Consider the following 25,519-nt stretch of genomic DNA (forward strand, 5'->3'; position numbering starts at 1 on the left):
TTGAAACTTCATGCGGCATTTCGCTGCAGGCCTAGCCGTGCCTGCAGTTGACCCACGTCAGGACAAACGGCATCTGCGGGACGCTTGACAAGGATAGGTCGTAAACGTATGTTTCAAACAACTGTTTGACCGCTACAACAAATCCACGCGGTTGTTCATCCTAGATTCATCAGCAGAGGTTTATCGCTATGCCTGACTACAAGGCCCCCTTGCGTGATATTCGCTTCGTTCGTGACGAACTGCTCGGCTACGAAGCGCACTATCAGAGTCTGCCGGCTTGCCAGGACGCTACCCCGGACATGGTTGACGCCATTCTCGAAGAAGGCGCCAAGTTTTGTGAGCAAGTGCTGGCTCCGTTGAACCGCGTAGGTGACATCGAAGGATGCACCTGGAGCGAGTCAGGCGTTAAAACCCCTACTGGTTTCAAAGAAGCCTACAAGCAATTCGTCGAAGGCGGCTGGCCAAGCCTGGCCCATGACGTGGCACACGGTGGCCAAGGCCTGCCGGAGTCCCTGGGCCTGGCAGTGAGCGAGATGGTCGGCGAAGCCAACTGGTCGTGGGGCATGTACCCAGGCCTGTCACATGGCGCGATGAACACCATTTCCGAGCACGGCACTGCCGAGCAGCAAGACGCTTACCTGACCAAGCTGGTGTCGGGCGAATGGACCGGCACCATGTGCCTGACCGAGTCACATTGCGGTACCGACCTGGGCATGTTGCGCACCAAGGCCGAACCTCAGGCCGACGGCTCCTACAAAGTTTCCGGTACCAAAATCTTCATCTCGGCCGGTGAACACGACATGGCCGATAACATCGTCCACATCGTGCTGGCCCGCCTGCCGGACGCACCGGCTGGCACCAAAGGTATTTCGCTGTTTATCGTTCCAAAGTTCATGCCGAACGCCGATGGTTCGCTCGGTGAGCGCAACGCCGTGTCCTGTGGCTCCCTGGAGCACAAAATGGGCATCCACGGTAACGCCACCTGCGTGATGAACTTCGACGCGGCCACCGGTTTCCTGATTGGCCCGGCGAACAAAGGCCTGAACTGCATGTTCACCTTTATGAACACCGCTCGCCTGGGCACCGCGCTGCAAGGCCTGTCCCACGCCGAAATCGGTTTCCAGGGTGGTCTGAAATACGCCCGTGATCGTCTGCAAATGCGTTCGCTGACTGGCCCGAAAGCGCCAGACAAGGCCGCCGACCCGATCATCGTCCACCCCGATGTGCGCCGCATGCTGTTGACCATGAAAGCGTTCGCCGAAGGCAACCGCGCGATGGTTTACTTCACCGCCAAGCAGGTTGATGTGGTCAAGTACGGCATCGACGACGAAGTCAAGAAACAGGCTGACGCGCTGCTGGCCTTTATGACCCCGATTGCCAAGGCGTTCATGACCGAAGTCGGTTTTGAATCCGCCAACCACGGCGTACAAATCTACGGTGGCCACGGCTTTATCGCCGAGTGGGGCATGGAGCAGAACGTTCGCGACAGCCGTATCTCGATGCTGTACGAAGGCACCACCGGTATCCAGGCTCTGGACTTGCTCGGCCGTAAAGTGTTGATGACTCAAGGCGAAGCGCTCAAGTGTTTCACCAAGATCGTCCACAAGTTCTGCCAGGCCAACGAAGGCAACGCAGCCGTCCAGGAATTCGTGACGCCGTTGGCGGCACTGAACAAGGAATGGGGCGAGTTGACCATGAAGGTCGGCATGGCAGCCATGAAGGACCGTGAAGAAGTCGGTGCCGCGTCGGTGGACTACTTGATGTACTCCGGTTACGCCTGCCTGGCTTACTTCTGGGCCGACATGGCGCGCCTGGCTGCCGAGAAACTGGCTGCCGGCACCAACGAAGAAGGCTTCTACACCGCCAAGCTGCAGACTGCGCGCTTCTACTTCCAGCGTATCCTGCCGCGTACCCGCACTCACGTGGCCACCATGCTGTCGGGCGCCAACAACCTGATGGACATGAAAGAAGAGAACTTCGACCTGGGCTACTAAGCCTTATCGGGTTCACTGCGAAGCCGCCACTCTTTCGGGAGCGGCGGCTTTTTTTTGAGCGATAAAAAACCTGAGTTGCGCGCTCAGGGATTATGGCTTGCTGCCGTTACAGTGATGGCAATGTGATACAGGTCACATTGATTGTGCTTAACTGTGTTCAAGTGAAGGCACTGTGCCATCCTTTATTATGGGTCGGAGCTTTACCCTTGCCGCGCGCGTCTGCTGTACGTTTCAGTCATTTCCTACCGTCGCTGCTGTTATTGCTGGCGGGGTTGTCGGCTGCGTACGTCAAGGATCTCAACGTCTTCTTCACCTCTCTGTTCAACGTCCTGCCGACGCTGGTGTTGCTGCTCGGCGGTGCGTATTGCGCGGTGTACCGTCGTCAGCGTGAGTTGTTCCTGATGATCACGGTGTACATCGCCTATTTCCTGCTGGACACCCAGACCGATTTCTACCGCGATAACGGCTGGGTCCGCGATGACGCCGCGGTGGTGTTTCATCTGTGCTGCCTGCTGTTGCCGCTTTTGTTTGGCATCTATGCACTGTGGCAGGAGAGGACCCACTTGTTTCGCGACTTTGTCGCGCGCTGTGCGGTGCTGCTGGCCATTGGCAGCGTGGCGCTGGGCCTTGAGCAAAGTTATCCGCAGCCTTTATTGAACTGGCTGGCGGAGATTCGCTGGCCGGCGTTGCATGGCACATGGATGAGTTTGATCCAGCTGTCTTACCCAATGTTTTTTCTCGCCTTCATCCTGTTGGGGGTGCAGTACTGGCGTCAGCCACGGCCATTGCACGCCGCGCAATTGGTAGGGTTGCTGGGGCTGTTTTGGATGCTGCCCCAGACCTTCATCCTGCCGTTTACCCTGAACATCATGTGCAGCCAGGTGATGCTGATGATCGCCGCGGGTGTCTCCCACGAGGCCTATCAAATGGCCTTCCGCGATGAGCTGACCGGCCTGCCAGGCCGCCGCGCCCTAAACGAGCGCATGCAGCGGCTGGGGCGCAGCTATGTACTGGCGATGGGCGACGTCGATCACTTCAAGCGCTTTAACGACACCCACGGCCACGACGTGGGCGACCAGGTGCTACGGCTGGTCGCCAGCAAGCTGTCCAAGGTCAGCGGCGGCGGCCGCGCTTATCGTTATGGCGGCGAAGAGTTTGCAGTGGTGTTCGCCGGCAAGACCCTGGATGAATGCCTGCCGCATCTAGAGGAAATCCGCCAGATTATCGCCAACTACAACATCAGATTACGTAATCCCGACAGACCTCAAGACAACCATCAAGGCCGGCAACGTCGAGCGGGCAGCGGTGCCACCAGCGTCTCGGTGACACTGAGTATCGGTGTGGCCGAGCGCCAGGCCGAGCAACGCACCCCGGAAGAGGTGCTCAAGTCCGCCGACCAGGCGCTGTACAACGCCAAGGGCGCCGGGCGCAACTGCGTGGTGGCGGCGGGGCAGAACCGCCGGGGCGCAGTGCGCATGGGCAGCGCTGCCGGTTGAGTGATGGTGGTGTATTCAGCGGCTCTACAGTGATTGTCCGAGGCTGCGGGCGGCAGTAGCGTGAAGCCATCTGCTGCCGGAGACATCACCATGCCTGACTATAAAGCTCCCCTGCGCGACATGCGCTTTCTGATCGATCACGTCTTTGACTTCCACGGCCACTACGCCGAACTGGGCGCCACTGACGCCAGTCCGGACATGGTCAGCGCAATCCTTGAAGAAGGCGCGAAGTTCTGCGAAAACGTCCTGGCACCATTGAATCGTTCGGGTGATGAAGAAGGCTGCCATTTCGACAATGGTGTGGTGACGACGCCCAAAGGCTTCAAAGAGGCATTTGCCCAATACGTGGAAGGTGGCTGGCACGGCGTCGCATCGGACCCGGCCTACGGTGGCCAAGGCTTGCCGTTGTCCCTGGGCCTGGTGCTCAGCGAGATGATTGGCTCAAGCAACACTTCGTGGGGCATGTACCCTGGCCTGACCCACGGCGCGATGTCGGCGATCCGCGCCCACGGCACCGAGGAACAGAAAGACACTTATCTGAGCAAACTCACTGCTGGTCAGTGGACCGGCACGATGTGCCTGACCGAAGCCCATTGCGGTACCGACCTGGGGATCATCAAGACTCGCGCCGTGCCCCAGGCCGACGGCAGCTACGCGGTCACCGGCAGCAAGATATTCATCTCGGCCGGCGAGCACGACATGAGTGAAAATATCATCCACCTGGTGCTGGCCAAACTGCCGGATGCTCCTGCTGGCACCAAGGGTATTTCGCTGTTTATCGTGCCTAAATTCTTGCCCGATTCAGGTGAACGCAACGGCGTGAGCTGCGGCTCCATTGAACACAAGATGGGCATCAAGGCTTCGGCCACCTGCGTGCTGAACTTCGACGGCGCCCAGGGCTTTTTGATAGGCGAGGCGAACAAGGGCCTCAACTGCATGTTCACCATGATGAACCACGCGCGCCTGGGCACTGGCATGCAGGGCTTGTGTTTGGGCGAGGCAAGCTTCCAGGGCGCGATCAAGTACGCCAACGACCGCTTGCAGATGCGCTCGCTGACCGGCGCCAAGGCCCCGGAAAAAGCCGCTGACCCAATCATTGTCCACCCCGATGTACGGCGCATGCTGCTGACCATGAAAGCCTTCAACGAAGGCAACCGTGCGTTGACCTACTTCACCGCGCAGTTGCTCGACACCGCGCATTTGAGCCGCGATGCCACTCAGCGCCAGGAAGCCGAAGACCTGTTGGCTTTCCTTACGCCGATCTGCAAGGCGTTCATGACTGAAACCGGCCTGGAGGTCACCAATCACGGTATGCAGGTGTTTGGCGGCCACGGTTTTATTCGCGAGTGGGGCATGGAGCAACTGGTGCGTGATTGCCGGATTGCACCGATCTATGAAGGCACCAACGGCATCCAGGCCCTGGATTTGCTGGGGCGCAAGGTATTGGGCAGCCAGGGCAAACTGCTGCGGGGCTTTACCAAAATCGTCCACAAGTTCTGCGCCGCCAACGCCGAGCATCCGCAGCTCAAGGCTCATGTGGCGCAGCTCAATGAGCTGAACCAGCAATGGGGTGAGTTGACAGTCAAGGTCGGCATGGCCGCCATGAAAAACCCCGATGAAGTCGGCGCGGCGGCCCTGGATTACTTGATGTACAGCGGTTACATCATCCTTGCCTACCTGTGGCTGCGCATGGCTCTTGTGGCCCAGGCGCAACTGGACGATGGCAGCGGCGACAGCGAATACGCCCGAGGCAAACTGGCGACCTGCGAGTTCTATTTCAAGCGCCTGCTGCCGCGCACCACCGCTCATCGGGCGGCCGTGGAGGCGGGGAGTGAGTGTTTGATGAGTTTGCCGGCGGAGCTGTTTGCGCTATAGCGGTAATGACCAAAAAATACTTAATAGTCATGAGTAGACCCTATGTGTCGCAAAAGTTGTTCGGGTACACTCGGGGTCTGTAAAAACGATCCTACCGAATCACTTTAAAGTTCTCACGAGGTTTGCCATGGCTGACTACAAAGCGCCGCTGCGCGATATGCGCTTCGTCCTCAACGAAGTTTTCGAGGTTGCCAAACTGTGGGCACAGCTGCCGGCCCTGGCAGACACCGTAGATGCAGAAACCGTTGAGGCGATCTTTGAGGAAGCCGGCAAAGTCACCGCCAAAACCATCGCGCCCCTGAGCCGTGCTGGCGACGAGGAAGGTTGCCGCTGGGACAATGGCGTGGTCAGCACGCCCGCCGGTTTCCAGGAAGCCTATAAGGCCTATGCCGAAGGCGGCTGGGTTGGCGTTGGTGGCGACCCGGCCTACGGCGGCATGGGCATGCCCAAGGTGGTCTCGGCCCAGGTCGAGGAAATGATCAACTCAGCGGGGCTGGCGTTCGGCTTGTATCCGATGCTGACTTCCGGTGCGTGCGTGTCGATCAACACTCACGCCAGTGACGAACTGAAAGCTACCTATCTGCCGAACATGTACTCCGGCGCGTGGGCGGGTTCCATGTGCCTGACCGAGTCCCACGCCGGGACGGACCTGGGGATTATTCGGACCAAGGCCGAGCCTCAGGCGGACGATTCCTACAAAATCAGTGGCACCAAGATATTTATCACCGGTGGCGAACACGACCTCACCGAAAACATCATCCACCTGGTGCTGGCCAAACTGCCGGACGCGCCAGCCGGTCCCAAGGGTATCTCACTGTTCCTTGTGCCCAAGTTCATGGTTAATACCGATGGCAGCCTTGGTGCACGCAATCCGGTGACCTGCGGTTCCATCGAGCACAAGATGGGCATCCAGGCGTCCTCCACCTGTGTAATGAACTTCGACGAAGCTGTTGGTTACCTAGTGGGCGAGCCGAACCGCGGGTTGGCGGCAATGTTCACCATGATGAACTACGAGCGCCTGGGGGTCGGCATCCAAGGCCTGGCGTCCGGCGAGCGTTCCTACCAGAACGCCATCGAATACGCCCGCGACCGCGTGCAAAGCCGCTCGCCTACCGGCCCCAAGGCCCAGGATAAAATCGCCGACCCAATCATCGTCCACCCCGATGTGCGACGGATGCTGCTGACCATGAAAGCCTCAAACGAAGGCGGCCGTGCATTCTCTACCTATGTGGCGATGCAACTGGACACGGCCAAGTTCAGCGAAGATGCGGCCACCCGCAAACGCGCGGACGATCTGGTGGCCTTGCTGACGCCGGTGTCCAAGGCCTTCCTGACCGACCTGGGCCTGGAAACCACCGTCCACGGCCAGCAGATCTTCGGCGGCCACGGCTACATTCGCGAGTGGGGCCAGGAGCAACTGGTGCGCGATGTGCGCATCACTCAGATCTACGAAGGCGCCAACGGCATTCAGGCCCTGGACCTGGTGGGGCGCAAGATCGTCGGCAACGGCGGCGCGTTCTACACCTTGTTTGCTGACGAGATCCGCCATTTCACCGCGACCGCCAGTGCCAACCTGGCCGAGTTCACCAAGCCGCTGAACGCAGCAGTGGATGATCTCGATGAGTTGACTAACTGGTTGCTGGACCGCGCCATGTCCAACCCGAATGAAATCGGCGCGGCGTCGGTGGAGTATCTGCATGCATTCGGTTACATGGCGTACGCCTACATGTGGGCGTTGATGGCCAAGGCTGCGTTGGGCAAGGAGACACAGGAAGACTTCTACGCCAGCAAACTGGGCACGGCGCGTTTTTACTTCGCCCGCCTGTTACCGCGAATCAAGTCCCTCAGTGCTTCGGTCAAGGCCGGCAGTGAATCGCTGTTTTTGCTGGACGAAGCGCAGTTCTGATCAAGGCGATGCCGTGTAAGCATTCTCTTACATGGCGTACTGCTATTCGTCCTCTATCGCCAGATTGGATCCACGGCTAATCTACTTCACATGGACGTCGCGCAGGAAGCGCAAAGCAACAACACGGACACGTAGGATTCTGCCAGGAAGGCGGAGTGAAATGGATGTCAGGGAAACAGTCTGCAAAGCCCCGCTTCGGCGGGGTTTTCTTTTGCCTGTGAAAAAGTTCAGGCCTGGCCATCCAGTGGTCCCGAAGGTCCGTGCGGGCCATTCATCACGTCCTCCAGCAATGTGCGCAACAGCTCAAGCGTCGCCTGTTGACGCTGCACATCTCGGCACACCAACCCTACCTTCAACGGCACCCGTGGCTCACTCAATGGCTTCCACAGCAAAGCAGGGTTGCTGTGTTCGTCCTGGGAGTGGCCGGGCAGCACTGTCGCCAGTTTGGTGTGAGGTAAGCTGTCGAGAATACCCACCATCGTATTCAACTCCGCCTGCACCTGCGGCCGACGGCCCTGGTTAGCCAGTTGCGCCTGCCAGATCTGCCGCACCTGAAACTCCTCCCCCAGCAACAACATCGGCAATTCGGCCGCCTGCTTCAGGGAAACCTTCTTGAATTCCCGCAGAGGGTGGTCGGCCTGAATCACTACCTTCAGTTCATCTTCGTACAGCAGTACGCCATGTAAACCGGGTTGGCGGGGCGGCAGGTAACTGATGCCAATATCCAGCGAACCGTTGAGCAGACGTCGCTCGATCTCAAGGCCGGTCAGCTCGTAGATCTGCACCACCAGATGCGGCTGGGCCTTGCGCACCCGCTCCAGCATCTGTGGCACCAGACTGGTGTGCACGGTTTGTAGTACGCCGATGGCCAAGGTGCGCAAGGCCTGACCCTTGAAGTGGCGCAGCGCCTCGACCGCTTGTTGCATGCCGTCGAGCAAGGGCAGGGCATGGTTGTATAAGGTGTGGGCGGCGAGGGTCGGCAGCAGGCGTTTGCTGCTGCGTTCGAACAGGCTCACATCGAGGTTCTGTTCAAGTTGGCGGATCTGTTGCGACAGCGCTGGCTGGGAGATCGACAGGCGCTCCGCCGCACGGCCTACATGGCCTTCTTCGTACACCGCGACGAAGTAACGCAGTTGCTTGAAATCCATAAGTAATGCTTATCGAAAAAGCTGGAAAATCGAAATGGCTGTCTGCCCCCAAGGCGCCTAGTCTACGCCTATTAACAGGGCTTACAGGGCCAGAGCGCGCGATGAATACCGTTTACGGCGAAGCTGTTTACATAGGCAAGGCAAAAAACATCGGACGGAGTTTGTTGGGTGGTATAGACCAACGTCCAGTTGCCAGCAGGCTGCATTTATGAACCTGTTTAACCTGCGTCGCCCTGCACCTAGCCTTGATGACCTGATACTGGACCCGAACACCCCGATGCTGCGCGATGACCTTTCCAGCGATTGCCTGATGCCCAGTGTTGCCCGCCCGCCTCAGGTGTTCGTTCGTGGCCAGGGTTCATGGCTGTGGGACAGCAACGATCGCGCCTATTTGGACTTCACCCAGGGCGGCGCGGCCAACAGCCTCGGCCACAGCCCCTCGGTGCTGGTCCACGCCCTGGCCGATCAGGCTCAGGCGCTGATCAACCCTGGCAGCGGACTGCATAACCGTGGCCAGTTGAATATCGCAGATCGCCTGTGCCACAGCACCGGCAGCGACCAGGCCTATCTGCTCAACAGTGGCGCGGAAGCCTGCGAAGCGGCGATCAAGCTGGCGCGCAAATGGGGCCAGCTGCATCGTGGTGGAGCCTACCGCATCATCACGGCCAGCAAGGGTTGCCACGGTCGCAGTTTTGCCGCGATGTCGGCGTCGGCTGACGCCCGTGAAAACCGTTTCGAACCGCAGTTGCCCGGCTTCAGCCACGTACCGTTCAACGATTTGCCAGCGCTGCATGCTGCGGTAGATGCGCAAACCGTGGCGATCATGCTGGAGCCGATCCAGGGCGAGGCCGGCGTTATCCCTGCGACCGAACATTACCTCAAGGGTGTTGAGCGGCTATGCCGGGAACTGGGGATACTGCTGATTCTCGACGAAGTGCAGACTGGTATCGGCCGCTGCGGAACCTTGCTCGCCGAACAACGCTACGGCGTACGCGCCGACATCATCACCCTGGGCAAAGGCCTGGGCGGCGGTGTGCCTTTGGCTGCTTTACTGGCCCGGGGCAAGGCCTGCTGTTTCGACATCGGTGAACTGGAAGGCACCCACCACGGCAACGCCCTGATGGCCGCAGCCGGGGTCGCCGTTCTCGACACCGTGCTGGACAGCGGCTTTCTTGAACACGTGCGCGAAACTGGCCACTACCTTGGCGAAGGCCTCGCTCGCCTGGCCCATCGCTACGGCCAGGGAGAACTGCGCGGCCAAGGCCTGCTCTGGGGGATGAGCTTGTCGGATGATTCGGCAGACGCCGTGGTAAAGGCTGCGCTGTACGAAGGCTTGATCCTCAACGCCCCGCAATCCGACTGCCTGCGCTTCACCCCGGCGCTGACCGTCAGCCAGGGCAACATCGACGAAATGCTCCTGCGCCTGGCCCGCGCCTTCGCCCGCGTGCGCACCGCACAACTGCAATGCAGCAGGGGCATCGCCGTGTAATCCAGAATTTCTGAACCGTCTCGCGGTATACGCGACGCCTCCGGCCTGATTTTTTTGGCTGGGGGCTTTTTTTTGTCTCGCGATTTTATTTGATAGATGGATGTTTTAATTTCTATACCACTAGGTGCCATCAGCAAGACCACGCTTCGTCAATTTGATGAGGCATGTCTTGCACCTGTCCCGGCGCAAATCCCGGCTGAGCAAATCAAGCCGATCCGCGAGTGCAGCCATGTCAGCCAACCGGTGTTTGCCCGTTACTTGAACACCAGCGCCTCCACCGTCAAACAGTGGGAGTCTGGTGAGAAGCAGCCCAGCGGTATGGCGCTCAAGTTGCTGAGTATTGTGTAAAAGCATGGACTGGAAATTTTGGCGTGAGAGGAGCCTGAGGGAGATGGTTCAGTGCCGGCCCCCACTGAACCCTCACGAACGCCCAGGGTCGATTAGCTGTACGGCTCACACGAGCCGATTTTCCGGAGTTGAGCCCATGGACATTATTCGTATCATCATTGCCATTCTGTTGCCACCACTGGGTGTGTTCCTGCAAGTGGGTTTCGCTGGCGCGTTCTGGCTGAATATCCTGCTGACCTTATGCGGCTACATCCCGGGCATCGTGCATGCGGTGTACATCATCGCCAAACGCTGAAGCCTCACTCAGCCTTTCGCAATCAGCCGTGAGTTTCGCTCATTGCGAAAGGCCAATTGTTCGATCGTCTGGGTGGCGTGTTCGGCTTCCTCGCGGGCCTGAAGGATCATGCCGTGGTGCTCGGACTTGCTGCACACCGGGTCGGCGTTGCTTGCATCCCCCGTCAGCATGAACGCCTGGCAGCGACAGCCACCGAAGTCCTTTTCCTTCTCGTCGCATGATCGGCACGGCTCGGGCATCCAGTCATAGCCGCGAAAGCGGTTGAAGCCGAACGAGTCGTACCAGATGTGCTGCATGCTGTGGTCGCGCACGTTGGGAAACTGTACTGGCATCTGCCGGGCGCCATGGCAAGGCAAGGCGGTTCCGTCCGGTGTCACCGTCAGAAAAATACTGCCCCAGCCGTTCATACAAGCCTTTGGCCGTTCCTCGTAATAATCCGGAGTAACGAAGATCAGCTTGCACGGATGCCCTTCGGCTTCCAGCTTGGCACGGTATTCGTTGGTGATGCGCTCGGCGCGCGTCAGTTGCTCCTGGGTCGGTAACAGCCCGACGCGATTGAGTTGGGCCCAGCCATAAAACTGGCAAGTGGCAAGCTCGACAAAGTCGGCTTCCAAAGCGATGCAAAGCTCGATGATGCGGTCGATCTTGTCGATGTTGTGGCGATGGGTGACGAAGTTCAGCACCATCGGGTAGCCATGGGCTTTCACTGCACGGGCCATTTCCAGCTTTTGCGCAAAGGCCTTTTTTGAGCCGGCCAGCAGGTTGTTCACCTGTTCATCGCTGGCCTGGAAGCTGATCTGGATATGGTCCAGTCCGGCTTTCTTGAAGTCGCTGATCTTCTGCTCGGTCAGGCCGATGCCGGAGGTGATGAGGTTGGTGTAGAACCCCAGTTTGCGCGCCTCGCTGATTAGTTCGGCAAGGTCCTGGCGCACCAGAGGCTCACCGCCGGAAAACCCCAGTTGTGCGGCGCCCATTTCTCGGGCTTCGCGAAACACCTTGATCCACTGTTCGGTGCTCAGCTCCTTGCCCTGCTCGGCGAAATCAAGCGGATTGGAGCAGTACGGGCATTGCAGCGGGCAGCGATAAGTCAGCTCGGCCAGCAGCCAGAGTGGCAAACCGATCTCAGGCTTGGGCGGCAGATCAGGCAAGTTCGATCCAGTGCTCTGCACGGGCGACCTCCATGAATTGTTCGATGTCTTCAGCGAGTTCGGGCACGCCGGGAAACTGAGCGTCCAGCGCCTTGATGATCGCGGCCACATCCCGCTCACCGTCGATCAAACCGCCGATCAGCGCAGCGCTGTCATTGAGCTTGATCATGCCTTCGGGGTACAGCAGCACATGGCCCTTTTGCGCCGGTTCGTACTGGAAGCGGTAACCGGTACGCCATGCCGGTTTTTTGCTGAGGTCGAAACTCATAGTGCGATTCCCTTATGCCAGACCCGTTGCTCGGTCACGCTGTGATAAGGCGCACGGTTCAGTTCATAGGCCATGCTCATGGCATCGAGCATGCTCCAAAGGATGTCCAGTTTGAACTGGAGAATTTCCAGCATGCGCTCCTGGCCGTCGCGGGTGGTGTAGTGCTGCAAGGTGATGGCCAAACCGTGCTCGACATCACGCCGGGCCTGGCCCAAACGCGTGCGGAAATACTCGTAGCCGGCAGGGTCGATCCACGGGTAATGCTGAGGCCAGCTGTCGAGGCGCGACTGGTGGATTTGCGGGGCGAACAGCTCGGTCAGAGAACTGCTGGCGGCTTCCTGCCAACTGGCACGGCGGGCGAAGTTGACGTAGGCGTCGACGGCAAAACGCACGCCGGGCAGCACCAGTTCCTGGGAGCGCAGTTGGTCCGGGTCCAGGCCAACAGCCTGGCCCAGGCGCAGCCAGGCTTCGATGCCGCCATCTTCGCCGGGGGCGCCGTCGTGGTCCAGCAGGCGCTGAATCCATTCGCGGCGGATTTCCCGGTCCGGGCAATTGGCCAGGATCGCGGCGTCCTTGAGGGGAATGTTGACCTGATAATAGAAGCGATTGGCGACCCAGCCCTGGATCTGCTCGCGGGTGGCCCGGCCTTCGTACATCGCCACGTGGTAGGGGTGGTAGATGTGGTAGAAGGCGCCCTTGGCCCGCAGGGCCTGTTCAAACTCGGCGGTGGTTAGCGGTGTGTTGGTCATTGGGTCGCTCCTACAATTCAATGCTCATGCCGTCGTAAGCCACTTCGACATTGCGCCTTACCAACTCGGCCCGCTCAGGCGAATCTTCATCAAGAATCGGGTTGGTGTTGTTGATGTGGATAAGTACTTTGCGCTGCTTGGGCAAGTGCTCCAGCACTTGCAGCATGCCGCCGGGTCCGTTCTGCGCCAGGTGGCCCATCTCGCGGCCGGTGCGCGTGCCAACGCCCCGTCGCTGCATTTCGTCGTCATCCCACATCGTGCCGTCTACCAGCAGGCAGTCGCTGGCGGCCATGATCTCCAGCAGCGGCGCATCTACTTTGCCCAGGCCGGGCGCATAGAACAGCTTGCCGCCCGTGCGCAGGTCTTCGACGATCAAGCCGATGTTGTCACCAGGGTGCGGGTCGAAACGATGGGGCGAATAGGGTGGCGCAGCGCTGCGCAGCGGCAGTGGGGTGAAGCGCAGGTTGGGGCAGGCGGGGATCGTAAAGCTGGCGTCCAGTTCGATACGGTTCCAGTTAAGGCCACCGTTCCAGTGGGTCAGCATGGTGAACAGTGGGAAACCGGTGCTCAGGTCCTCATGGACCATATCGGTGCACCAGACCTGATGCGGGCAACCTTCCCGCAGGCTGAGCAGGCCGGTGGTGTGGTCGATCTGGCTGTCCATCAGGATGATCGCGCTGATGCCGGTATCCCGCAGGGCGCGGCCGGGCTGCATCGGGGCAAAGCCCTGCAGCTGGGCGCGGATGTCCGGCGAGGCGTTGCACAGCACCCAGTTCACACCGTCATCGGAAATCGCGATGGACGATTGCGTGCGCGCCTGGGCCCGCAGGCTGCCATCACGAAAGCCCACGCAGTTCACGCAGTTGCAATTCCACTGCGGGAAACCACCGCCAGCGGCGGAACCTAGAATCTGGACAAACATGGCCGCTCCATCACACAAGACTCAAAAATAAAAACGCCCCGGCGAACCGAGGCGTTGCGCTGCGATACAAAGGTATTAACGGCTTGCGAAGTACATGGTGACTTCAAAGCCGATACGCAGATCAGTGTAAGCAGGTTTGGACCAAGTCATGTTCATACTCCTACGAATGGATGGGACGATTACTACTAAGTTATACATATAGTCCACCTCCAGGCGGAGATGTTCAGATGCTTAGGTGGCTATGTTACTCAATTTTTCATCGACCTCGCCCCGGTTTGCCGGAGAAAGCTCATTGCAGGGTTGGTAATGATCATTGCGTTGGCTGCCAGGGCTCGCCGGGGCCGGGCCTGCTGGCCAGGCAGTGCCAGCCACCTGTGGCCTGATTCAGTTGTCGGGCAGCGTCCAACAGATCCTGTTTCGTTCGCGTCTGGATGCAAGCGTGCAATTGTTTCAGGTAATCCGACGGATGGCCTGCCAAGTGAGCTTGCCAGAGTAGTTCGCCCGCCTGGGCTGTGGGCAATGCTTGCGGGGAAAATTGGCTCGCGAGGAGCTGGGGCAGATCATCACTTGCATCGATCCAGGTGGGCAGTTGCGTTAGAAACGTCTGGATATGGTCGAGTATTTCTTTCACGCAAACGCTGGGTGATTGCACGCCAAATAACAGACCGGTTTGTCCGTTGATTTGTCGGATGCCGCTGAATACCGCGTAGCCCAGTTGCAGTTCGACCCGCAGGCGCTGATAGAACGGTGCCTGCGCCAAGTACGCCAGCAGGCGCCAGTTGGCTTCATCGGCCAGGGATTGCGTGGGTGTCGGGCAGAACAGCAGCAAGGCGGCTTCGCTGGAGTCGGTAGCGACTGTCTGCCAGCAGTACTGGCCGGCGATCGATTCGGCTTGCTGGGCAATGCTTGCGGGCTGTCCTGGCAGGCGGCCGGCCACACTTTTGATCGCTATCTGGCAGGCTTCGGGAATGCCGGTGCCGAGGCCATCCCAGGTGGCGGTTGACCATAGGCTTTGCAGGTCTGAGAGGCTCACAGGAAGCGATGCTGCTGCTGAATGGGTAAACACCTTGAGCAACTGCCTGATCGCTATCAAGGGGGCCGGGGTGTGCAGTGTCATTTGCCAGGCACGCTCATCGGGCTGTGTCAGAACCCGCGACAGCTGTTCCAGCACCGCTGGCATCGGCTCGTGAAGACCGATCAGCTTCAGTAGCCAGTCATTGCCCACTGCCTCGAAGGTCACTTCGACACCGGCCTGGCGGGCGTTCTCCCGTACCGAGAGCAGACTGCTTTCCATGCGTGGGAAAAGGCTGGCACGCAGCGGTGAATCCAGGCGCCAGCGCAGGTAAAGAGCGCCCTCGCTGCTGTCGTCCGCCAAGGCCTGGCTGAAAGCCAGTGCCGACAGATCCCGCCGACCCCGTGAGCGATCCTGGGCAAAGGTGCGCAAGCCACGATGGGCGCTGGTTTGGCCACGAATCAGTCCCGGCTGTTCAGCTTTGGCCACCGGGCGCAGGAACGGGTTGCTCGGCGGGAGCAGCCAGGCGTGTCGGCTGGGCTCCAGTTGCAGTGAGTCCAGCAGCGACTTGAGTGCAACGGCGCTTTGTTTGGACAGGCCCGGTTCCAGGCCTTCGCTGTCTTGGCGGGCTAGCGCCAGGGCACCACTGATTTGCTGTTGCCGGGCGATTAGCAAAGCGTATTCTTCGTGCAACAGCGACCAGTCACTGCGGGCGAAAAAGCTCAGCCAGTCCCGGAGCACTTCCTCAATTTGTCCCGTCTGTTGCGCCCCTTCGGCACCCAGGGTGAAGTCGATATCCAGCAGCGCCTGCCCGTTGAACTGATACAACGGGGCGGCGTGCAGGGCGGTGATCAATTGCCGCGCCTGGAGTTCGGCGAGCAGTCCACCCGGGGCCGGGGCGTTTAGCCAGGTGCAGAGGAAGTCCAACGCTTCGCGGGGCCCTTCGCAAGCAATGACCTGATGCAGATGGTCATTGGCTGGGTGTAGATAGGTGCGCTCATGGCCTGCCATCAATGCCGGTGGCGCACTTTGTGGTAGCGCCAATCCTGGTTTGAGTTGGGTGCTGAACCCCTGCGCCAGCGCTTGCAGTTCGGCCAGCGACTGCGGCCCGGCGAGGCTTAAGGTCATTTGTCCGGCCTGATAAAAGCTTTCGTAGAATTCATGCAGCGCCTGCTGAAAACCCTCACGCGGTACCGGCAAGCTATAGCGATTACCCGCATGGAAGGCCCGCAACGGATGATCCGTTGCAATGCCGCCCAGCAAGGTCAGTTGCTGCTGCGACGTGGCATCCCGAGACCAAGCGATGAACTCCGCATGCAGCACTTCACGCTCGCGTCGTTGGTCGTCCATGGCCAGGCGCGGATGAGCCAGCATATCGCCAAGGCGCTCCAGCGCATCGGCGAAGGCCTGCGCAGGCACTTCAAAGAAAAAGTCGGTAGTGCGCTCACGGGTACTTGCGTTGAGCTGGCCGCCGTGGCGTTGCACGTAGGTCATCAGCCCTTCGTTTGCGGGAAATCGCTGGGTACCGAGAAACAACAGGTGCTCAAGAAAATGCGCCAGCCCCGGCCAGGCTAAAGGCACGTCATGACTGCCGGCAGCAACCCGCAGGGCCGCCGCACAGCGCTTTAAACGCGGCGCATGACGCAGGGAAACCCGCAAGCCATTGGCCAGGCTCAGTTGAAGGTAATGAGGGTGGGTCGGCGCAGGCATGAGCACTTCCGAAACGTAGGAAGTGCTTATGCTAGCGTAAAGCTGGTGGGTCAGCGCTTGTTCAGCGTGCTGTAAAGCTCGGGGCGCCGATCCAGCAGGTAGCGATTGGCCGCTTGCGAATCCCGCATCAACTGCCGGTCCAGCGTGCCGACGATCAAGGCTTCGTCGAGGCCAGCCTGGGCCACTCGCTGGCCGTCCGGTGCGGCGATGCTGCTTTGCCCGCAGTAGTGAATGTCTTCCTCATGCCCGCAGTAATTGGCGTAAGCCACGTAACATTGGTTTTCAAAGGCGCGAGCGCGCACGGTGACGTCGGCGATGAAGTCGTAGGGCACCATGTTGGCGGTGGGCACCAGAATCAGCTCGGCACCGGCGAGGGCCAGGCGTCGTGCGTTTTCCGGGAACTCCAGGTCGTAGCAAATCAGGAAACCCAGCTTCCAGCCGTTCAACTCCACGATGGGAAAGTCATCGTCCCCGGCGCTGAACATCGAGTGGTCGAGGTCACCGAACAGGTGGGTCTTGCGGTAATTGCACAGGCGCTGGCCGTTGGCGTCAATCAACTGCACAGCGTTGTAGATCTGCCCGTCGTCAGCCCGTTCCGGGTAGCCGTAGAGAATCGCCAGGCCACAGATTTTCGCCAGGTTGGCGATGGCTTGTGCCGATTCGCCATCCTGGGATTCGGCCAGGGCACCTACCGCTTCGACACCGATGTTGTAGCCGCTGAGAAACATTTCCGGCAGTACCAGCAGGTCAGCGCCCGTGGCTTCCAGCGCCACTTGATGCAGGCGCTTGAGATTGCCGGCGACGTCCAGTGGCAGCGGCGGGCATTGATACAGGGCGACACGCATGGTGGTGCTCCTCACTCGGGCAGTGCGATTGGCCCGATTTCGTCGAACACGTCGCCCGGCCCCGGGTTCTGTGCGTGGGTGCTGCCGCCGAAGTGGGTCATGATGCCCCACACCGCGTTCAGCGAAGTCTGTACCGCGCCTTCGACCCAGGCGGGGGTCCAGGATACGTCATCGCCGGCGATGAAAATCCCTCGCTGTTCGGCAGGCATGTCCTTTTGCATGAAGTGCGCGTACATCCGCTGGTTATAGCGATAGTGGCCTGGCAGCGCACCTTTGAACGCGCCAAGGAAATGAGGGTCGGCTTCCCAGGAAACGGTGATTGGGTCGCCAATGATGCGCGCTGCGATATCGACTTTCGGGTAGATTTTTTTCAATGCGTCGAGGGCCAGCTTCACGCGTTTTTCGATGGGCTGCGGCAACATTTTCAGGGCGTCGCTCATCCACGAGTAGGACAGGCAAATCACCCCCGGCCTGTCGTCACCGTTGTCGAAAAGGTAGGTGCCGCGAGTCAGGCGGTCGGTCAAGGTCATGCTCATCAGGTCGCGACCGGTTTGCGGGTCCTTGTCCTTCCAGAACGGCCGGTCGACCATCACGAAGGTTTTCGACGACTGCATGTAGCGAGTGCGGTCCAGGGCCATCCACATCTTTTGCGAGAACAGGGTTTCATCGCATTCGATCTGGGTAGTCAGCAGCCAGCTTTGGCAGGTGGTCAACACCGCCGCGTACTCCCGGGTGTCGCCCCAGTTATCGGTGACGGCAAAGCGGCCGTTGGCTGCGTGGGCAATGCGTTTCACACCGGTGCGCGCTGCGCCGTTGTGCAGGGAACTGAGGCTGGTACCTTCCGGCCAGTGGGCGCAGCGCTCTGGCACATGGCGCCAGATGCCCATGGGCACTTGCGCGACGCCGCCTACCACCAGGTGCTGATGATCGTCGCAGTTGGTCATCACCACGCGGAAGATTTCCAGCATCGAGTTGGGGAAGTCCGAATCCCAGCCGCCGGTGCCGAAGCCGACCTGGCCGAACACTTCGCGGTGATGGAACGACAACTTGGCGAACGCCTTGGAAGTGGCGACGAACTCGTAGAATGTGCGGTCGTCCCACAGCGGTACCAACGTGTTCCACAGCTCTTTGAGACGCGGCACATCGCGGTCGCGGATGGCTTGCTGGATATCGCCGAACTGTGAGCCAGCTTCCAGGGCATCAGCCCAGGCCTCAGCCACTTCCTGGAACAGTGCAGGAAGGTCGGAGAGTTTTTGTGCGTAGTGGGTCTGGCCTTCCAGGTCGATCACGGTGCTGCCGGAGGCCGGCGTCAGCGGGTTGGGGAAGGGCTTGGTCTCAAGGCCCAGCTTGTCCACATAGTGATAGAACGCGGTGGAAGACACCGGGAAACGCATGCCGCCCAGTTCGGCGATGATGCCTTCGGCGCCTTCAAAGGCTTGGGAGCGCAGGCGCCCACCCATTTTCGAGGCTTCGTACACCACCGGCTTGAGGCCCAGCTTCATCAGCTCATAGGCGGCCACCAGCCCGGCAATGCCGGCGCCGACGATTGCCACTTCGGCGCCGTGGTTGGCGGCCGGGATGCTGCCCAGGCCTGCCGGGTGTTCGATCCAGTCATCGAAGGCGAACGGAAAGTCCGGCCCGAAGATAGTGATGGGTTTTTTACCATTTGCAGGGTGGCGATTGTTCTTCTGGGAATCGTTCATGGCTGACCTTGCTGGCGACTCGAACGGGGCACGACCCGTTGAGTATAGGAAAAGATGGCAGCCATTCTAGGGAGCGTAGCGCTCGTTAATAAGACGCAAAGTGTCGTCGTATTGGATTGTTTTTAGTCAGAGTGACGAGATTGATGGTCAGGTTGGCTGCCCGCGATCCAGTTTATTGCTGAGAATGATCGATGTGGTGGTCTTTTCCACTCCGTCGACACTGCCGATCTGGTCCAGGAGTTGATCAAGCTGTTCCGGCGAATCAGTGCGCAGCCAGGCCACGTAATCGAACTCGCCGCTGACGGCACACAGTTGCTGAACCTGCGCCATGGCGCTGATCCTGCGCAGCACCTCCTTGCCGGAGCGCGGTTGCACAGTAATGCCCACATAGGCCTGTAGGCCGCCGTCCACTACCCGTTGCCCCAGGCGCACGCCATAGCCGGTAATTACCTGGGTTTTTTCCAGGCGTGCCAGGCGCGAGGTGACCGTGGTACGGGCGATGCCCAGTTGCCGGGCGAGCATGGCCACGCTTTCGCGGGCGTTGATCTGCAAGGCGGCGATCAACTGGCGATCGATTTCATCGAGGACGGGAGGGCGAGTGGCGGGCAAGGTGTTCTCCGGCGCGGGCGGCAATGGGTGGGCATGTTACAGGCTCATGCACATTGAAGGCTCATGTCACGTCGGCGTCTGCCATCAGGCACCGGGCAAACAGCTGAGGTACCGGCAGGTTGCGTTGGCTGTAGCGGCTCAGCAGGATGATTTCACGGTGAAATATCAGGCCGCCCAAGGGGATGACGCGTACCTGTGGCGCGCGCTCCAGCCATAGTCCCGCGTGGGGGATCAGCGAAATGCCCAAGCCGCACTCGACCATTTTGACGATGGCTTCCAGTTCATCCAGCTCCAGCGCTACTTGCACCTCCAGCTTTTGCTCGCGCAGAAAGCGGCTGACCAGCCGGCCGCCAAATGAAGCGCGGTCATACCTTACGTGTGGGTAAGTGTTGAGCAGTTGAAGCGGATCGTCGCCTTTGACGTCGCCGGGGACGATCAACACAAACGGCTCTTTGCGCAGCACCTGGACGTGTAACTCCTTGGGCAGGTCAAAGGGCGGACGAATGATGATCGCCGAGTCCAGCTCTCCAGCGTCCACCCGGCTGAGCAACTCCAGGGACACGCCAGGTACCAATTTGCACTCCACCGTCGGAGCAGCTTGGCGCAAGCGGACCAAGGCTTGCGGCAACAGGCCAGTCTGCGCAGTGGTGATGGCGCCGACTTTCAACTCGCCGCGATACTCGTTGGCATCCACCGGCACTGCCATGCGGTTGAACGTCTCCAGAATCTCCCTGGCTAACGGCAAGGCCCGGATGCCCGCCGCATTGAGGCTGGCCTGGCGCCCGGTGCGGTCGAACAACTGCACGCCGAGTACCTGTTCCAACTGGCGGATCTGGGCACTGACGGCCGACTGCGTCAGGCCAATATGCATGCCGGCGGCCGCGAACGTGCCATGGCGGGTAACGGCGATAAAGGTTTTCAGTTCCCGCAGCATCGGCTTCTCGATTGATCAAAATAATTTGTGCTCGGCGCAAAAATTATCGTCTTTTCATCGCCAAAGGCAAGGCTAAACTCGGGCAGACCTAATGCCCATAGAGGTTTGACCTGATGACCCTTGCACCCTTTCACCTGGCAATCCCGGTATTCGACTTGTCCGCTGCGCGGCTGTTCTACGGCGAAGTCTTTGGCCTGGAGGAGGGCCGCTCCAGCGAGCACTGGGTCGACTTCAACTTCTTTGGCCATCAACTGGTCATCCATGAACACCCGAAAACCGCCAGCCAGAAATCCGCTCATACCAATGCGGTGGATGGTCACGACGTGCCCGTCCCGCATTTTGGTGTGGTGCTGGGTTGGGACGATTGGCACGCCCTGGCGCAAAGGTTGCAATCGCGGGGTACGCAGTTTGTGCTGGAGCCGCACATCCGCTTCAAGGGGCAGGTGGGCGAGCAGGCGACGCTGTTTCTGTTTGATCCCTGTGGCAATGCGCTGGAGTTCAAGGCATTCAGGGACATTGGGCAGTTGTTTGCCAAGTGAAGGAGCGACCATGAACCACCTCGACGCAACCGGTATTGCCGAGGCAGTGAGCTCTGGCGCTACGACGCCTGGCCTTGTCGCTGAACATTTTCTTGCACAGATAGGCCGCGGCGAGCCGGACATTCAGGCCTTTGTTTCCTTCGACCCTGAGGCTGTGCGCAAGCAGGCCGGTCAGCTAGAAGGCTGTGCTGGTCCGCTGGCGGGAGTGCCGGTGGGGATCAAGGACATCTTTGATACGGCCGATCATCCCACGGAGTTCTATTCGCCGATTTACCAAGGCAATCGTCCGTCGCGGGATGCTCATGTGGTGACGCTGCTGCGCCAGGCTGGCGCGATCATCATGGGCAAGACCCACACCACTGAATTTGCCTACATGCACACTGGGCCGACGCGCAATCCACTCGATCTGTCCCGCACGCCTGGTAGCTCCAGCGCTGGTTCTGCGGCGGGGATGGCGGCCGGGTTTTTCCCGTTGGCGTTGGGCACCCAGACTGCAGGCTCGTTGCTCAAGCCCGCAGCTTATTGCGGGCTGTATGCCTTCAAACCTTCGATGGGGCTGGTTTCGCTGGAAGGCGTTAAACCCCTGGCGCCGAGTTTCGATACGGTGGGTTGGTATGGACGCTCGGTGCGCGATCTTGAGCGGGTGGCGCGAGTGTTAATTCCGGGTTTTGCGGCCTTCGAAACCGAGAGCCGCCCTTTACGGCTTGGGTTCTGCCGCACATCCCGCTGGCCTGATGTGCAGCCGCCGGTGGCACGCGCCATTGAGCAGGCGGTGGCGCAATTGGCGGGCAAGGGGCATCCCGTAAGTGAGGTCGTGCTACCCACGGCGTTCGATGGAGTATTCGACGATCACCAACTGATCAACGATTGCGAGGGCGCTCGGTCATTGGCCAAGGAGTTTCAGGCCCATCCTGAATTGCTCAGTGATTCGACACTGGCCATGATCAAACGCGCCAAAGCTACGAGCTGGGAGCAGGAATCGGCAGCCAAGGCCCGCCTGGCACAACTGGCTCCGCAGCTCGCGCAGATCTGCCAGCCGTTTGATGCGATGTTGAGTGTTTCCTGCGCGATTCTGGCGCCGGTGGGGCTGGAGACCACGGGACCTTCTGACTTCATCAAGTTCTGGGGCGCGTTTGGGTTTCCGCAGGTGAATCTGCCGCTGGCGCGTGGGGAGGGAGAGTTGCCGGCGGGGTTACAGGTGATTGGGGCGTTCAGAGGCGATGGGCAGTTGCTGATCACGGCGCAAGGCGTTGTTGATGCGCTGGCGAGCTGAGGGGCACTATGGGGATGCAGGTCTCTGTCTTATTCTTGTAATCATCGTATTTATCCCTTATAGCTAAAAAGCATTCATAACGAAAAGAGGCTAAATCAGCCCCCATGCATGAGAACACACGTATCTTTCGCTTTTTAGCCCCCCGTCCTGCGCCCCGCAGTGATGGGTATGGGCCTAACCAGAAATCCCCTCCGCTCACCGCTTTTCCTTCTGCGATTGCCCTGCTCTCGGGACGGTTTCAATACCAGCCAATTCTGCCACATGACGTCCTGGTGGCTCTTAAACGCAAGCGCTCATTCCCTCCACCTGCAGCTTAACGCCTGAACTCTTTCTCCTGTTGCCTGCGGCTTTAGCCGTCTGGGGTTGGATGTTTTATTTTTGCCGCGTTTAATCTGTTGAGGGAATCCTATGTCTATTCGTGTCGCTATTATCGGTGCCGGTCCTTCCGGCCTGGCGCAACTGCGCGCCTTTCAATCCGCACATGCCAAAGGCGCCCCCATGCCGGAAGTGGTTTGCTTCGAGAAGCAGGCCGACTGGGGCGGAATGTGGAACTACACCTGGCGCACCGGGCTAGATGAGCACGGCGAGCCGGTCCATGGGAGCATGTACCGTTACCTATGGTCCAACGGTCCGAAAGAATGCCTGGAGTTCGCTGATTACAGCTTCGATGAGCATTTCGGTCGAGCGATTTCCTCTTACCCGCCCCGTGAGGTGCTTTGGGATTACATCCAGGGCCGGGTGAGCAAGGCCGGTGTGCGCGATTACATTCGCTTCAATACTGCGGTCAAGCACGTCAGTTTCGACAAGGCTACGCGGCAATTTACCGTCACCGCCCACGACTATAGCCTCCAGCAAAACGTGACACAGGTATTCGACTTTGTGGTCGTGGCCAGCGGACATTTCTCGACGCCGAACGTGCCTGCTTTCGAGGGCTTCGACCGTTTCTCGGGGCGAATCCTGCACGCCCACGATTTTCGCGAAGCAACGGAGCTCAAGGGCAAGGATCTGTTAATCGTGGGAAGCAGCTACTCTGCTGAAGACATAGGCTCGCAGTGCTACAAGTACGGCGCGCGCTCGATAACCAGCGCTTATCGCACGCAGCCGATGGGCTACAAGTGGCCAAAGAACTGGGAGGAACGTCCGCAACTGAGCAAGGTAGACGGCGACTTGGTGTATTTCGTCGACGGGTCGAGCAAGCGGGTGGACGCGATTATTCTCTGCACAGGCTACAAGCACCACTTCCCCTTCCTGTCTGAGGAACTGACACTCCAGACGGCTAACCGTCTCTGGCCCACAGACCTCTATCAAGGGGTGATATGGGAGGACAACCCGCAATTGATCTACCTCGGCATGCAGGACCTTTGGTACAGCTTCAACCTGTTCGATGCCCAGGCCTGGTTTGCCCGCGACTATATGCTCGGTCGTATTACCCTACCCGAACAGGCGGCCATGAAGGCCGACAGCGCTCGCTGGCGTGCCGAGGAAGAAAGCCTGGAGTCCACTGCCTCCATGTACGAATTTCAGGGCAGCTACATCAAACATCTGATTGGGCAGACCGACTATCCAAGCTTCGATATCGACGCAGTGAATCGGATTTTCCTCAAGTGGAAGGCTGACAAGAAGCACGACATCATGGGCTATCGCGACAAATCCTATCGTTCGGTGATCACCGGTACGGCTGCGGTCCCGCACCACACGCGCTGGTTGCAGGCGCTCGATGACTCGATGGGAGAGTACCTGCGCGAAACCGCAGGCAAAGGTGACGTTAATGCACTACATCAGCGCTAGGCAGTCATCAGCCAGGCTGAGAGCTTCCTGAGGTCGCCGTGCAAGCCCGCCGCGATCCGCGGCCGTTGCGCCAAGTGTTTTTCAGAGTGTTGTGTTGCACTTTCTCCCAAGCGAGGAGCGTCCTGAATTTTTACCTTTGGACTGCAGGACTGGTCTAGCGTTTTTTACGACGGATACGAAAAAGCCGCGCAATGCGCGGCTTTGAGTATGGTGGGCCCAGTAGGACTCGAACCTACGACCAAGGGATTATGAGTTGCTGGGCGAGCTGATATGCCTAGAGAAATCGTTCGTAGGTGAACGTAGGTTGGCATAGCTGTAGGCCCCATAGTACGTGGTGTTGAGAGTAATTTTGAGAAGGTTGTTCAAGCTGGGCACTGTACCGCAAAGGTACTGTTTTTGCAGCTCGTACACATTTGTAAGCAAGGATCGACTCTAAGGCAAACTCGCAGGCGGTGACGCTCACTAGATCTGTAGAACTTTGTAGTGGTCCCTTCTTTCTCGAAGGGCTAAACGGATGGTTGGTGCTGAGGTCTTACTCAATGAGAAGGTTGGCAGATGAGTCACTTTTCTCTGCCATTCAGCAAGCCCTGCGCTTCAAGACCCGGTTCGTCACCCTCTACGCCAACGGAGTGTTAAGGATCCGGATTCCAGGAAGGCCAGATGAAAACTCTCCCCAATACCCAACAGTTGCACGCGTTCGAGACATTTATAAGTGCTTTCGATTTTATGCTATGTGTCGACCTTGAGGCGACATGCGACGAGCTCATGGAGTCCGAGACTCCTCGAGCACTGATCGTAAGGCCGGATGAGATGGAAACCATCGAGATAGGGCTAGCCGTGGTGGATCTGCGAACACTGGAAACTGTTGAAATGTTTCAGCGCTATGTTCGCCCGGTCCTTCACCCTACTCTGACAGCGTTCTGTACCAACCTGACCTCAATTACGCAAGCTGATGTGGATGCCGCCCAAGCATTCTCGGATGTCGCAATGGAGGTCACTGCGCTCCTACAAAAATATCCCAGCGCATTGTGGGGCTCCTGGGGACATTACGATGCTGACCAGCTTGCTGCTGATGTCCTGAGAGCCAATTGCACGCCGATACTGCCTGGAATTGAGTACTTGGATCTTGAACGACGCTATTGCGAAATATTTGCATGTCCATCAATAGGGTTGAGGCCCGCAGTCGAAGCGCTGGGCCTAGCTTGGAGCGGCCGATACCACCGAGGCATCGATGACGCTAGGAATCTCGCCAATATGGTTACGCTGCTGTTGGAAAAGGCTCGATGCATCTCGTAGCTGCTTGTTCCCGGAGCCTATCGAAAGTGTGCTCCGATCCTAGCCGGAACCCTCCTGTGGACGGGCAATTATGAGTTCTCGGTAATTTTTTGCCGTTTGCGACACTATGGGTTAGTAGGTTACGCCGGCTCTTACCCGCGTAGCCCACTTAAATGTCAGGCGATAGACCTTT

Annotated in this window: 22 protein-coding genes; 11 read left to right on the top strand and 11 right to left on the bottom strand. The window is 59.2% G+C overall.

Annotation, left to right across the window (positions count from 1 at the left end):
* The first annotated feature begins 188 nt into the window (after positions 1–188).
* The 4 genes from AAEZ06_RS11455 (at position 189) to AAEZ06_RS11470 (ending at position 7,271) form a co-directional block, all read left to right on the top strand.
* The gene (locus tag AAEZ06_RS11455) at positions 189–1,994 is read left to right on the top strand and encodes a phenylacyl-CoA dehydrogenase (protein ID WP_149413456.1); all 1,806 of its coding nucleotides are present in this window, start codon (positions 189–191) and stop codon (positions 1,992–1,994) included.
* A 206-nt stretch (positions 1,995–2,200) separates the two neighbouring features.
* Positions 2,201–3,490 carry a GGDEF domain-containing protein gene (locus AAEZ06_RS11460; protein WP_149413457.1) on the top strand — a complete coding sequence of 430 codons (1,290 nt, stop codon included), beginning with the start codon at positions 2,201–2,203 and terminating at the stop codon, positions 3,488–3,490.
* A gap of 90 nt (positions 3,491–3,580) precedes the next feature.
* A complete protein-coding gene (locus AAEZ06_RS11465; RefSeq protein WP_149413458.1) occupies positions 3,581–5,365 on the top strand; it encodes an acyl-CoA dehydrogenase C-terminal domain-containing protein in 1,785 nt (594 codons plus the stop codon).
* Between the two features lie 127 nt (positions 5,366–5,492).
* Positions 5,493–7,271, top strand: a complete 1,779-nt coding sequence (locus tag AAEZ06_RS11470) for an acyl-CoA dehydrogenase C-terminal domain-containing protein (protein ID WP_149413459.1) — start codon at positions 5,493–5,495, stop codon at positions 7,269–7,271.
* Between the two features lie 227 nt (positions 7,272–7,498).
* On the opposite strand, the gene AAEZ06_RS11475 is transcribed toward AAEZ06_RS11470, so the two are convergent.
* Positions 7,499–8,419, bottom strand: a complete 921-nt coding sequence (locus AAEZ06_RS11475) for a LysR family transcriptional regulator (RefSeq protein ID WP_149413460.1) — start codon at positions 8,417–8,419, stop codon at positions 7,499–7,501.
* 208 nt (positions 8,420–8,627) lie between these two features.
* Between AAEZ06_RS11475 and AAEZ06_RS11480 the strand changes: the two genes are divergently transcribed.
* The 3 genes from AAEZ06_RS11480 to AAEZ06_RS11490 all read left to right on the top strand — a co-directional run bounded on the left by AAEZ06_RS11480 (position 8,628) and on the right by AAEZ06_RS11490 (position 10,551).
* Complete coding sequence (locus AAEZ06_RS11480) at positions 8,628–9,908, top strand: aspartate aminotransferase family protein (protein ID WP_149413461.1); 1,281 nt, start codon at positions 8,628–8,630, stop codon at positions 9,906–9,908.
* Between the two features lie 96 nt (positions 9,909–10,004).
* Positions 10,005–10,256 carry a helix-turn-helix domain-containing protein gene (locus tag AAEZ06_RS11485; RefSeq protein WP_256666236.1) on the top strand — a complete coding sequence of 84 codons (252 nt, stop codon included), beginning with the start codon at positions 10,005–10,007 and terminating at the stop codon, positions 10,254–10,256.
* Positions 10,257–10,392: 136 nt separating this feature from the next.
* On the top strand, positions 10,393–10,551 hold the full coding sequence (locus AAEZ06_RS11490; RefSeq protein WP_003211049.1) for a YqaE/Pmp3 family membrane protein: 159 nt from the start codon (positions 10,393–10,395) through the stop codon (positions 10,549–10,551).
* Between the two features lie 8 nt (positions 10,552–10,559).
* Here the strand turns inward: AAEZ06_RS11490 and pqqE are convergent, their stop codons facing one another.
* The 10 genes from pqqE to AAEZ06_RS11540 all read right to left on the bottom strand — a co-directional run bounded on the left by pqqE (position 10,560) and on the right by AAEZ06_RS11540 (position 20,451).
* On the bottom strand, positions 10,560–11,699 hold the full coding sequence (gene pqqE / locus AAEZ06_RS11495) for a pyrroloquinoline quinone biosynthesis protein PqqE (RefSeq protein ID WP_371923846.1): 1,140 nt from the start codon (positions 11,697–11,699) through the stop codon (positions 10,560–10,562).
* Positions 11,692–11,967: a pyrroloquinoline quinone biosynthesis peptide chaperone PqqD gene (pqqD, locus tag AAEZ06_RS11500; protein WP_149413462.1), complete on the bottom strand. Its 276-nt coding sequence runs from the start codon at positions 11,965–11,967 to the stop codon at positions 11,692–11,694. The genes pqqE and pqqD overlap by 8 nt, the downstream gene beginning before the upstream one ends.
* Complete coding sequence (gene pqqC, locus AAEZ06_RS11505) at positions 11,964–12,716, bottom strand: pyrroloquinoline-quinone synthase PqqC (protein WP_133102296.1); 753 nt, start codon at positions 12,714–12,716, stop codon at positions 11,964–11,966. The genes pqqD and pqqC overlap by 4 nt, the downstream gene beginning before the upstream one ends.
* Before the next feature lie 10 nt (positions 12,717–12,726).
* Positions 12,727–13,638 carry a pyrroloquinoline quinone biosynthesis protein PqqB gene (gene pqqB, locus AAEZ06_RS11510; RefSeq protein WP_149413464.1) on the bottom strand — a complete coding sequence of 304 codons (912 nt, stop codon included), beginning with the start codon at positions 13,636–13,638 and terminating at the stop codon, positions 12,727–12,729.
* Between the two features lie 75 nt (positions 13,639–13,713).
* Positions 13,714–13,788, bottom strand: a complete 75-nt coding sequence (gene pqqA, locus AAEZ06_RS11515) for a pyrroloquinoline quinone precursor peptide PqqA (RefSeq protein WP_003194766.1) — start codon at positions 13,786–13,788, stop codon at positions 13,714–13,716.
* Between the two features lie 160 nt (positions 13,789–13,948).
* Positions 13,949–16,360, bottom strand: coding sequence for a pyrroloquinoline quinone biosynthesis protein PqqF (gene pqqF / locus AAEZ06_RS11520; protein WP_149413465.1), 2,412 nt, complete (start codon positions 16,358–16,360; stop codon positions 13,949–13,951).
* A 50-nt stretch (positions 16,361–16,410) separates the two neighbouring features.
* Entirely contained in the window at positions 16,411–17,205 is a 795-nt protein-coding gene (locus AAEZ06_RS11525) for a carbon-nitrogen hydrolase family protein (protein ID WP_149413466.1), read from the bottom strand.
* An 11-nt stretch (positions 17,206–17,216) separates the two neighbouring features.
* On the bottom strand, positions 17,217–18,908 hold the full coding sequence (locus AAEZ06_RS11530; RefSeq protein WP_350614339.1) for a flavin monoamine oxidase family protein: 1,692 nt from the start codon (positions 18,906–18,908) through the stop codon (positions 17,217–17,219).
* A gap of 147 nt (positions 18,909–19,055) precedes the next feature.
* Positions 19,056–19,517 carry an Lrp/AsnC family transcriptional regulator gene (locus tag AAEZ06_RS11535; RefSeq protein ID WP_149413468.1) on the bottom strand — a complete coding sequence of 154 codons (462 nt, stop codon included), beginning with the start codon at positions 19,515–19,517 and terminating at the stop codon, positions 19,056–19,058.
* A 61-nt stretch (positions 19,518–19,578) separates the two neighbouring features.
* The gene (locus AAEZ06_RS11540; RefSeq protein WP_350614342.1) at positions 19,579–20,451 is read right to left on the bottom strand and encodes a LysR family transcriptional regulator; all 873 of its coding nucleotides are present in this window, start codon (positions 20,449–20,451) and stop codon (positions 19,579–19,581) included.
* 113 nt (positions 20,452–20,564) lie between these two features.
* Here AAEZ06_RS11540 and AAEZ06_RS11545 point away from each other — a divergent pair, with 113 nt between their 5' ends.
* The 4 genes from AAEZ06_RS11545 to AAEZ06_RS11560 all read left to right on the top strand — a co-directional run bounded on the left by AAEZ06_RS11545 (position 20,565) and on the right by AAEZ06_RS11560 (position 25,347).
* Positions 20,565–20,990: a VOC family protein gene (locus AAEZ06_RS11545; RefSeq protein ID WP_149413470.1), complete on the top strand. Its 426-nt coding sequence runs from the start codon at positions 20,565–20,567 to the stop codon at positions 20,988–20,990.
* A gap of 10 nt (positions 20,991–21,000) precedes the next feature.
* Positions 21,001–22,263 carry an amidase gene (locus AAEZ06_RS11550; RefSeq protein WP_149413471.1) on the top strand — a complete coding sequence of 421 codons (1,263 nt, stop codon included), beginning with the start codon at positions 21,001–21,003 and terminating at the stop codon, positions 22,261–22,263.
* A gap of 408 nt (positions 22,264–22,671) precedes the next feature.
* The gene (locus tag AAEZ06_RS11555; protein WP_149413472.1) at positions 22,672–24,051 is read left to right on the top strand and encodes a trimethylamine monooxygenase; all 1,380 of its coding nucleotides are present in this window, start codon (positions 22,672–22,674) and stop codon (positions 24,049–24,051) included.
* Between the two features lie 660 nt (positions 24,052–24,711).
* The gene (locus AAEZ06_RS11560; protein ID WP_350614345.1) at positions 24,712–25,347 is read left to right on the top strand and encodes a 3'-5' exonuclease; all 636 of its coding nucleotides are present in this window, start codon (positions 24,712–24,714) and stop codon (positions 25,345–25,347) included.
* The last annotated feature ends 172 nt before the right edge of the window (positions 25,348–25,519 follow it).

Origin of the sequence: Pseudomonas sp. HY7a-MNA-CIBAN-0227 (assembly GCF_040310325.1) — a bacterium.
Taxonomy (GTDB): Bacteria; Pseudomonadota; Gammaproteobacteria; order Pseudomonadales; family Pseudomonadaceae; genus Aquipseudomonas.

Coding starts and splice junctions, on each gene's coding strand:
- pqqC (WP_133102296.1), bottom strand. CDS start 12,716: ATGACCAACACACCGCTAACCACCGCCGAGTTTGAACAGGCCCTGCGG.
- AAEZ06_RS11490 (WP_003211049.1), top strand. CDS start 10,393: ATGGACATTATTCGTATCATCATTGCCATTCTGTTGCCACCACTGGGT.
- pqqF (WP_149413465.1), bottom strand. CDS start 16,360: ATGCCTGCGCCGACCCACCCTCATTACCTTCAACTGAGCCTGGCCAAT.
- AAEZ06_RS11540 (WP_350614342.1), bottom strand. CDS start 20,451: ATGCTGCGGGAACTGAAAACCTTTATCGCCGTTACCCGCCATGGCACG.
- AAEZ06_RS11475 (WP_149413460.1), bottom strand. CDS start 8,419: ATGGATTTCAAGCAACTGCGTTACTTCGTCGCGGTGTACGAAGAAGGC.
- AAEZ06_RS11530 (WP_350614339.1), bottom strand. CDS start 18,908: ATGAACGATTCCCAGAAGAACAATCGCCACCCTGCAAATGGTAAAAAA.
- AAEZ06_RS11480 (WP_149413461.1), top strand. CDS start 8,628: ATGAACCTGTTTAACCTGCGTCGCCCTGCACCTAGCCTTGATGACCTG.
- pqqB (WP_149413464.1), bottom strand. CDS start 13,638: ATGTTTGTCCAGATTCTAGGTTCCGCCGCTGGCGGTGGTTTCCCGCAG.
- AAEZ06_RS11545 (WP_149413470.1), top strand. CDS start 20,565: ATGACCCTTGCACCCTTTCACCTGGCAATCCCGGTATTCGACTTGTCC.
- AAEZ06_RS11560 (WP_350614345.1), top strand. CDS start 24,712: ATGAAAACTCTCCCCAATACCCAACAGTTGCACGCGTTCGAGACATTT.
- pqqD (WP_149413462.1), bottom strand. CDS start 11,967: ATGAGTTTCGACCTCAGCAAAAAACCGGCATGGCGTACCGGTTACCGC.
- AAEZ06_RS11555 (WP_149413472.1), top strand. CDS start 22,672: ATGTCTATTCGTGTCGCTATTATCGGTGCCGGTCCTTCCGGCCTGGCG.
- AAEZ06_RS11455 (WP_149413456.1), top strand. CDS start 189: ATGCCTGACTACAAGGCCCCCTTGCGTGATATTCGCTTCGTTCGTGAC.
- AAEZ06_RS11550 (WP_149413471.1), top strand. CDS start 21,001: ATGAACCACCTCGACGCAACCGGTATTGCCGAGGCAGTGAGCTCTGGC.
- AAEZ06_RS11525 (WP_149413466.1), bottom strand. CDS start 17,205: ATGCGTGTCGCCCTGTATCAATGCCCGCCGCTGCCACTGGACGTCGCC.
- AAEZ06_RS11470 (WP_149413459.1), top strand. CDS start 5,493: ATGGCTGACTACAAAGCGCCGCTGCGCGATATGCGCTTCGTCCTCAAC.
- AAEZ06_RS11485 (WP_256666236.1), top strand. CDS start 10,005: ATGGATGTTTTAATTTCTATACCACTAGGTGCCATCAGCAAGACCACG.
- AAEZ06_RS11465 (WP_149413458.1), top strand. CDS start 3,581: ATGCCTGACTATAAAGCTCCCCTGCGCGACATGCGCTTTCTGATCGAT.